9 protein-coding genes and 1 tRNA gene are annotated in these 7,619 nt (G+C 57.7%); 8 read left to right on the top strand and 2 right to left on the bottom strand.

Annotated elements, in window-relative coordinates:
* The first annotated feature begins 148 nt into the window (after positions 1–148).
* Positions 149–1,606, top strand: coding sequence for a glycoside hydrolase 100 family protein (locus tag DXY29_RS03610; protein WP_115023022.1), 1,458 nt, complete (start codon positions 149–151; stop codon positions 1,604–1,606).
* Positions 1,607–1,682: 76 nt separating this feature from the next.
* Here DXY29_RS03610 and petD read toward each other — a convergent pair whose 3' ends face one another.
* Positions 1,683–2,165 carry a cytochrome b6-f complex subunit IV gene (gene petD, locus DXY29_RS03605; protein WP_115022998.1) on the bottom strand — a complete coding sequence of 161 codons (483 nt, stop codon included), beginning with the start codon at positions 2,163–2,165 and terminating at the stop codon, positions 1,683–1,685.
* Between the two features lie 39 nt (positions 2,166–2,204).
* Complete coding sequence (gene petB, locus DXY29_RS03600; protein ID WP_011363493.1) at positions 2,205–2,861, bottom strand: cytochrome b6; 657 nt, start codon at positions 2,859–2,861, stop codon at positions 2,205–2,207.
* A gap of 67 nt (positions 2,862–2,928) precedes the next feature.
* On the opposite strand from petB, the gene ctpZ reads away from it, so the two are divergent.
* The 7 genes from ctpZ to DXY29_RS03565 all read left to right on the top strand — a co-directional run bounded on the left by ctpZ (position 2,929) and on the right by DXY29_RS03565 (position 7,611).
* The gene (ctpZ, locus tag DXY29_RS03595; protein WP_115022996.1) at positions 2,929–4,206 is read left to right on the top strand and encodes a carboxyl-terminal processing protease CtpZ; all 1,278 of its coding nucleotides are present in this window, start codon (positions 2,929–2,931) and stop codon (positions 4,204–4,206) included.
* Positions 4,203–5,477, top strand: coding sequence for an HD domain-containing protein (locus DXY29_RS03590; protein WP_115022994.1), 1,275 nt, complete (start codon positions 4,203–4,205; stop codon positions 5,475–5,477). Before ctpZ ends, DXY29_RS03590 begins: the two co-directional genes overlap by 4 nt.
* A complete protein-coding gene (gene minC, locus DXY29_RS03585) occupies positions 5,474–6,112 on the top strand; it encodes a septum site-determining protein MinC (protein ID WP_115023020.1) in 639 nt (212 codons plus the stop codon). Before DXY29_RS03590 ends, minC begins: the two co-directional genes overlap by 4 nt.
* A gap of 56 nt (positions 6,113–6,168) precedes the next feature.
* The gene (minD, locus tag DXY29_RS03580; RefSeq protein ID WP_115023019.1) at positions 6,169–6,981 is read left to right on the top strand and encodes a septum site-determining protein MinD; all 813 of its coding nucleotides are present in this window, start codon (positions 6,169–6,171) and stop codon (positions 6,979–6,981) included.
* Positions 6,982–6,985: 4 nt separating this feature from the next.
* Positions 6,986–7,273: a cell division topological specificity factor MinE gene (gene minE / locus DXY29_RS03575; protein WP_115022992.1), complete on the top strand. Its 288-nt coding sequence runs from the start codon at positions 6,986–6,988 to the stop codon at positions 7,271–7,273.
* 18 nt (positions 7,274–7,291) lie between these two features.
* Complete coding sequence (locus DXY29_RS03570) at positions 7,292–7,549, top strand: response regulator transcription factor (protein ID WP_115022990.1); 258 nt, start codon at positions 7,292–7,294, stop codon at positions 7,547–7,549.
* Positions 7,540–7,611 (top strand) — tRNA-Thr (locus tag DXY29_RS03565). The genes DXY29_RS03570 and DXY29_RS03565 overlap by 10 nt, the downstream gene beginning before the upstream one ends.
* Positions 7,612–7,619 lie beyond the last annotated feature (8 nt).

Raw genomic sequence — 7,619 nt, 5'->3', positions numbered from 1 at the left:
CGCGCTCGCCTCTCGGCTCCCGCGCAAGACAAAACCATAACACCACAGCTCACACTCGCGCAACAGGCACGTCGTATTCAGATCTGAAGAGTTGCTTCCACTGGCGAAACCCATTGCAAGAACTACGTTTCAGATGGAGGTCACCGCGATGCCAACGCGCTTCACCGAACAGAGCCAGCGTTTCCGCCCCAATTCGAACGAAGACCAGGTGCTGCAAAAAGCACGTGAACACTTCGAAGCCACGCTGATCGGCGTACAAGGAGAACTCGCCGGCAGCGTTGCGGCGATGGAGCATCGTCGCTCTGACGAAGCTCTCAACTACGGAGAAATCTTCCTACGGGACAACGTTCCCGTGATGATCTATCTGATGCTGGAAGGCCGCTTCGCCATCGTGAAGCAGTTTCTAAGCGTCAGCCTTCACCTGCAAAGCACCAGTGTTCAAACGCGCGGTGTCTTTCCCACCAGTTTCGTTGAAGAGGAAGGGGAACTCGTTGCGGACTACGGCCAACGCTCAATCGGTCGCATCACCTCAGTGGATGCAAGCCTGTGGTGGCCGATTCTTTGCTGGATCTACGTCAAGCGAAGTGGAGACACGGATTTCGGTCGAAGTCCTGAGGTGCAGCGTGGTTTGCAACTGCTGCTCGATCTCGTTCTTCACCCAAGTTTCGAGGGAACACCGGTGCTGTTCGTTCCGGACTGCGCCTTCATGATTGACCGCCCCATGGACGTATGGGGTGCTCCATTGGAGGTGGAAGTGTTGCTCTTTGCTGCACTCCGCAGCTGCGTGGGACTGATGGAGCTGTGCCAACGCCAGGAGAACAGTGTTCTTTTAGGAGAACGGCTGCGCTTAAGCCGGCAATGGACCCATGACTTGCGGCAGTTCCTGCTGAAGCACTACTGGGTCACCAGTAAAACCATGCAAGTGCTTCGACGACGTCCGACGGAGCAGTACGGAGACAACCAGCATCAGAACGAGTTCAACGTTCAACCGCAGGTCATCCCGGACTGGTTGCAGGACTGGCTCGAAAACCGAGGCGGTTACATGATCGGGAACATGCGAACCGGACGACCGGATTTCCGCTTCTATTCCCTGGGAAACTCACTGGCATCCCTGTTCGGGCTGCTGACCGCGCCGCAGCAACGGGCCATGTTCCGATTGGTTCTGCACAACCGGGATCACCTCATGGCCCAGATGCCGATGCGCATCTGTCATCCACCCATGGAAGGGGTGGAGTGGGAGAACAAGACAGGGTCCGATCCCAAAAACTGGCCATGGAGTTATCACAACGGCGGCCACTGGCCGAGCCTGCTCTGGTTTTTCGGAGCGTCCATCCTTCTCCATGAACGCCTGAACCCCCAAGCCGACGTGTTGCTGATGGGGCAAATGAAAACCCTGTTGGACGAGTGCTATTGGAGCCATCTCAACCAACTGCCCCGTCAGCAGTGGGCCGAATACTTCGACGGACCGACAGGGACATGGGTTGGACAGCAGTCACGTACCTATCAGACCTGGACCATCGTTGGTTTTCTGCTGATGCACCATTTCCTCCACGTCAACCCAGACGACGTCCTGATGCTGAATCTGGACGAATCCATGGGTCACTAACCAAGCTCCAATCCATCAGCACAAAAAAACCCCGACTCCATGAGTCGGGGTAAGAGATCTGAAATCTTGCGATTGATCAGAAAAGTCCGAGGGTGAGGGACTTGTCGATAGGGAGTGCAGCGCCGATACCCAGGTAGATCGTGGTAACGGTTCCGAACAGGAACACAGTCATTGCAACGGGACGACGGAACGGATTCTGGAACTTGTTGAAGCTCTCAATGAAAGGAACAAGCATCAGACCAAGGGGAACCAGAGTCTGGAGTGCAATGCCCAGAAGTTTGTTCGGAACAACCCGCAGGATTTGGAAGACCGGATAGAGGTACCACTCGGGAAGAATTTCCAGGGGTGTCGCGAAGGGATCAGCCTTGTCGGCGAGCATCGCGGGATCCAGAACAGCCAGACCCACCACACAAGCGATGGTGCCGAGGATCACCACCGGAAAGATGTAGAGCAGATCGTTGGGCCAGGCGGGCTCGCCGTAATAGTTGTGACCCATACCCTTAGCGAGCTTGGCCCGCATCTTGGGATCGGAGAGATCAGGCTTCTTGAGAATGTGCATCGGTTAGTCCAGGTGTTGAGGGAACAGTAGGAACGCAGATCACAAGGGACCGGAAATGCCCTGCTTCCGAATCATCAGGAAGTGCATGAGCATGAACACAGCCAGCAGCCAAGGCATCACGAAAGTGTGCAGGCTGTAAAAGCGCGTAAGGGTGGCCTGACCAACGCTCTCACCACCGCGAAGCAGTTCAACCATGAAGTCGCCAACCACTGGAATGGCTGCGGGAACTCCGGAGACGATTTTCACAGCCCAATAACCGACCTGATCCCAAGGGAGGGAGTATCCGGTCACGCCGAAGGACACCGTGATGACAGCCATGGTGACGCCAGTGACCCAGGTGAGCTCACGGGGGCGTTTAAAGCCACCGGTGAGATAGACGCGGAACACGTGGAGGATCAGCATCAGCACCATCATTGAGGCGCTCCAGCGGTGCACGGAGCGGATCAACCAGCCGAAGCTGACATCGGTCATCAGGTACTCGACCGACTTGTAAGCCTCCGCGACGGTGGGCTTGTAATAGAAGGTCATCGCGAACCCGGTCGCGAACTGGATCAGGAAGCACACCAACGTGATGCCACCCAAGCAATAAAAGATGTTGACGTGGGGAGGCACGTACTTGGAGCCGATGTCGTCTGCAATGTCCTGGATTTCCAGACGTTCCTGGAACCAGTCGTAAACCGGTGATGAGTTCGCCATGCACAAGCGGGCTCGAGTTGCGAAAGTCTACTGAGCACGCTTCTGCCATCGAGGCGAACCCCCCGCGATGTATCCAACTGTTAACGATCTTTCAGACTGGTTGCGGCGCAGTGGGTTTCGAGCACTGCGCCAACTGATCACAGCTGCTCTTTGCTGCTTTTTGGTGCTGGGGAACGTGTGCACAGCCGTTGCACTCAGCGATACACAACAGCTTGTGGTGGACAGCTGGCGCCTCGTGAACCAGGGCTTTTGGAACCCCGAGCAACTCGATGAGGTCCGCTGGCGACGTCAACGCCAGAAGGCCATGGAACGCAGCATCGAGAGTAGTGACGATGCCTACGCGGCCATCGAAACCATGCTCGCTCAGCTGGGAGACCCTTACACCCGGCTGCTCCGTCCGGAGGACTACGCAGCTCTGAAAAACAGCACCAGCGGAAATCTCAGCGGTGTGGGATTGCAACTGGGACCGGACGAAGGCGGCAATGGCGTTGTGGTGATTTCAGCACTGGAAGGCTCGCCAGCTGGAGAGGCAGACATCACCAGTGGAACCCAGCTGCTGTCCGTTGATGGCAAAGCGGTGGTGGATTTAGGTCTCGAGGGAACGGTGGCAGCGTTGCGGGGAGACGTGGGCTCGCAGGTGGTTCTGACTCTGGCAAACAGCAATGGCGAATCGAACGAACTGACCCTTGAGCGCCGCAGCGTTGATCTCAGGCCGGTGCGAACACGGCGCTTGCGCAACGGCAGCCACACCCTCGGGTACCTGCGAATCACCCAATTCAGCGAAGGCGTACCTGAACAGGTCAAGGAAGCCCTCGCAGAACTTCAGAACAAGGACATCGAAGGATTGGTTCTCGATCTACGCAACAACTCAGGTGGCTTGGTGAGTGCTGGATTAGCAGTCGCAGACGAGTTTCTTTCCGGTGGCGCCATCGTCGAAACCCGCAACCGCGACGGAATTAATGACACCATCCAGGCGAGTCTCCAGACGGTCTTCGACGGACCAATGGTCACCCTCGTGAATGGAGGGACAGCCAGCGCCAGTGAAATCCTGGCAGGAGCACTTCAGGACAATGAAAGAGCCACCTTGCTCGGAGGCCAAACGTTTGGGAAAGGTCTGATTCAAACGCTGACCAACCTGAGTGACGGCAGCGGACTTGCGGTGACTGTCGCGGGGTATGTAACACCCAGCGGACGGGATATTCAGGGACAGGGGATCGCACCCGATCGTGCGCTGTCCGATCCGGAGCCACTGAATCCCGGCGGTGATGGCGACCGCTGGCTCTCCGAAGCGCAGCAATGGATGGAAGCACTGCTTGAACAATCCGCAGACGACATCGAGGCATGAACCAGCGCACCTATCACGACCCTCTGCATCGGGGCATCGGTCTTGACCGACAAGCCCCAGCAGAAGGGATGGTGATGGACCTTGTGGATACGACGCCTTTTCAGCGCCTGCGTCGTATTCGGCAGCTGGGACCGGCGTACCTCACCTTCCACAGCGCCGAATCCAGTCGTTTCACCCACTCGCTGGGCGTCTTTCATCTGGCGCGACGTGCGTTTGAGCGAATGCTGCCGTTGGCGCCGGATCTGGAGCAGCACCGCGGGTTGCTCTATGGCGCTGCATTGCTCCATGACATCGGCCATGGCCCCTTGAGCCATACCGGCGAGGAAATGTTCGGCCTGCGCCACGAGCAATGGTCAGCACGGGTGATCCGGCATCACCCAAAAATCCGTCAATGTCTGGAGAGCCATCAATCCGGTACAGCAGATGCGGTGGCAGATCTTCTTGAGCATGGCCTCAGCCCACACCCATTGGTCAAACACCTGGTCAGCAGCCAACTGGATTGCGACCGTCTGGACTATCTCCTGCGCGACAGCTACAGCACTGGAACCCGCTACGGGCAGCTGGATCTCGACCGAATTCTCGGAGCACTGACCCTTGCCCCTGATGGTGAGATGGCCATTCACCCCAAAGGTCTGATGGCTGTTGAGCACTACTTGGTGGTGAGGAATCTGATGTACAGGAGCGTCTACAACCACCGGCTGAATGTGGTGTGCAATTGGCTGCTGGAAAAACTGATCCTGACGGCACGACAGCTTGGTCCTGAGCAGGTGTGGGCTGATGAAGTGATGGCCAGCTGGCTCTGGCAACCGAACATGATCAGCCTTGAGGACTTCCTCGCCAACGACGACCAACGCACCGGCTACCACCTGCAGCGATGGCAATCTGAAGCCCCAGCGCCCCTCGCTGAACTCAGCGGTCGTTTTTTAGATCGACGCCTACTCAAAGCTACGGCCGTCGAACATCTCCCCCGGGCTAATCAACTGCAACTGCTCGCGACAGCCAGGCGTTTGGCCGATCGTCATGGCCATGACCCGGAACTGTGCTGCGGATTGCGTCATCAACAACTCCGTGGGTACCACCCCTACAGAGGCGGCTTGCGCCTGTGGGATGGACGTCAGCTCCAGGCTCTGGAACAGGCATCGCCACTTGTTGCCAGTTTGGCCACACCTGCGGCGACGTCCTGGTTGATTCACCCCCGTGACATCAGTTCCGAGCTCAGGGAAGAAATGGACGTTGAATGGCCCCGATCAGCAAAGGTGAAGCAGCCATGACACTGAAGCTTCCCGACCAGCGCCTTGATCACTGGAGGGATCGATTGCCTGATCTCTTGAACAGTTGCTCCGAAACGATCGTTGATCTCGATTGCGAAGACTGGATCCTGAGCTGCACCGATCTAACGGACCTATGTGCCTTGGTTGCCGATGCAGGCCATCAACTCGGAAGGATCACAAGCCGAGCGCTGGAAACCGTCGTAAGTGCCTCAGCGCTTGGCCTGGACGCAAGCCCTGAGCACGCATCTTTTAAACGTAAAGCCCAGACGAATTCGATCCCAGCGGGCCCTACAGAGCTGTTGTTCCACCAGGGCACACTCCGCTCCGGCGATCATCTCCAGAGTGACCGGAGCATCCTCCTCTGCGGCGATGTGAATCCCGGAGCACGGATCAGCTCAGCTGCTGATGTTCTGATTTGGGGGCGCCTGCGAGGTGTAGCCCACGCTGGATGCGAGGGGTCGACGACCGCGAAAATCGTTGCCCTGCAGCTGCGACCACTGCAACTTCGGATTGCCGACGTGGTAGCGCGAGGCCCCGAGGATCTGCCGCAGGCTGGTTTAGCCGAACAAGCGGAACTCAAGGATGGCGTGATCGCCATTGAACCTGCCGTCATCCAAAGCTTTCAAAAACGCTGACACCGTTGTCAGAGCGTGAAGCCAGATTATTCTGGCCGCACCAAAGCAGAACCCTGGTGTCGACGACCCGAACCATCCTGATCTGTTCTGGCAAGGGCGGTGTCGGAAAAACAACGACCACAGCGAACCTCGGCATCGCTCTTGCTCGCCAAGGAGCCAAAACCGTGGTTCTTGACGCGGACTTCGGACTGAGAAACCTCGATCTGCTCCTGGGTCTGGAAAACCGCATCGTTTATACCGCTCAAGAGGTGCTGGCAGAGACCTGCCGGCTTGAGCAAGCCCTTGTGAAACACAAGCAGGAGCCCAATCTGGCTCTGCTGCCTGCGGGAAACCCCCGGATGCTGGAGTGGCTGACCCCCAAGGACATGCAGGCCATCGTTTCGCTGCTGGAGCGCCAGTTCGACTACGTGCTGATCGACTGTCCGGCGGGGATTGAAGACGGATTCAAGAATGCGGCTGCCGCAGCCCGCGAAGCTGTCGTGATCACAACGCCGGAAGTAGCAGCCGTTCGGGACGCTGATCGCGTGATCGGACTGCTGAATACCCAGGGGGTGCAGCCAGTGCAGCTTGTGCTCAACAGAGTCCGCCCGAAAATGATGTCGAACCAGGAAATGCTCTCGGTGGATGACGTCACCGACATCCTGGCGCTGCCTCTCCTGGGTCTTGTTTTTGAAGATGAGCAGGTGATTGTGAGCACCAACCGCGGGGAACCCTTGACGCTGACCGACTCGGCATCACCCGCGGCACAGGCTTACGGCAACATCGCCCAACGGCTTCAGGGCGAAGACATTCCCCTGATGGATCCATCCCAGGCCCGCCGCGGCCTACGCGCCAGGATGCGCAAGCTGATGCAAACCCGGATTTTCTGAGGCGATGACACTCAAAGAATTCATCGACAAACTCCTGGGCCGTCAGCCCGCCAGTGCTGAAACAGCAAGGGAGCGTCTCCAGCTGGTGCTCGCCCACGACCGCAGTGACCTCAATCCGGAGCTGCTTGAGCAGATGCGGCGCGAGATCCTCGAAGTGGTTGCCCGCTATGTGGAGATCGACCTTGAGGAAGGAGATGTGAGCCTGGAGACGGAAGACCGCGTCACTGCCCTAGTGGCCAACCTTCCCATCCGTCGCCCGATCACCCAACCATCCAAGGGTGGAACCCTCTGAGCAGCGACCTGTTCAAGCTTGACTCTTAGCCCTTTAAATCACCTCACTCCTGCTGAAAAGCGGGTGGTGCTCTTGTTGCTTGAAGGCCTCGAGAACCGAGCCATCGCCCACCGATTGGTGATTAGTCACCGCACTGTTGAGTGCCACATCAGCCGGGCACTCTCCAAGAGCGGTTGTCGAAACCGACTCGAGCTGGTGCTTTGGCTGATCAGGAATGGAGACCCTGCATTGGATCGCCAACGACGCGAAGGTACGATTCCCCCCATGCCGGCTTAGCTCAGTGGTAGAGCAGCGCTTTTGTAAAGCGAAGGCCATCGGTTCAAATCCGTTAGCCGGCTTGATCTGG

The sequence above is a fragment of the Synechococcus sp. UW69 genome (assembly GCF_900474185.1).
In the GTDB taxonomy this organism is placed as follows: Bacteria; Cyanobacteriota; Cyanobacteriia; order PCC-6307; family Cyanobiaceae; genus Parasynechococcus.
Note: the sequence above shows the minus strand (reverse complement) of the source record. Positions and strands in the feature narration are given on the sequence as shown.

What these genes read in the sequence shown, in the direction of transcription:
- DXY29_RS03610 (WP_115023022.1), top strand. Translation starts at nt 149, where the DNA reads ATGCCAACGCGCTTCACCGAACAGAGCCAGCGTTTCCGCCCCAATTCG.
- petD (WP_115022998.1), bottom strand. Translation starts at nt 2,165, where the DNA reads ATGCACATTCTCAAGAAGCCTGATCTCTCCGATCCCAAGATGCGGGCC.
- petB (WP_011363493.1), bottom strand. Translation starts at nt 2,861, where the DNA reads ATGGCGAACTCATCACCGGTTTACGACTGGTTCCAGGAACGTCTGGAA.
- ctpZ (WP_115022996.1), top strand. Translation starts at nt 2,929, where the DNA reads ATGTATCCAACTGTTAACGATCTTTCAGACTGGTTGCGGCGCAGTGGG.
- DXY29_RS03590 (WP_115022994.1), top strand. Translation starts at nt 4,203, where the DNA reads ATGAACCAGCGCACCTATCACGACCCTCTGCATCGGGGCATCGGTCTT.
- minC (WP_115023020.1), top strand. Translation starts at nt 5,474, where the DNA reads ATGACACTGAAGCTTCCCGACCAGCGCCTTGATCACTGGAGGGATCGA.
- minE (WP_115022992.1), top strand. Translation starts at nt 6,986, where the DNA reads ATGACACTCAAAGAATTCATCGACAAACTCCTGGGCCGTCAGCCCGCC.